This window comes from uncultured Maribacter sp. (assembly GCF_947496775.1).
GTDB lineage: Bacteria > Bacteroidota > Bacteroidia > Flavobacteriales > Flavobacteriaceae > Maribacter_B.
Map to the genome: position 1 here is coordinate 1 of NZ_CANMDU010000065.1, position 323 is coordinate 323.

The following is a 323-nucleotide window of genomic DNA, read 5'->3' on the forward strand; positions in this document are numbered from 1 at the left end:
GATGCTGTAACTCTGGATAAATTAGCTAATGGTACTTTAGATGGTCAAGTAATGCAATGGGATGATACAACATCTTCGTGGACATTAGTAGATTTAGGTTCTGTAACAGTTACAGAAAATGATGGAGTTATAGGGAATGAAGTGGTAGGTCCAGCAGATGGAACATTAACACTTTCAGGATCAGGAGATACATTAAGTCCTTATAGATTAGCAGTTTCAGATGATGCCATTACTACGGCTAAGATATTAGACGGAACAATAGCAAGTGCAGATATCGCAGCAGATGCTGTAAATGCTTCAACAATTAATGCAGATGTAGCAGG

At 38.4% G+C, this 323-nt stretch carries 1 protein-coding gene; it reads left to right on the top strand.

The window, feature by feature from the left end; genetic code table 11:
• Positions 1-323 (top strand): hypothetical protein (locus Q0856_RS18090; protein ID WP_298507243.1); only part of this gene is annotated, 323 nt, incomplete at both ends.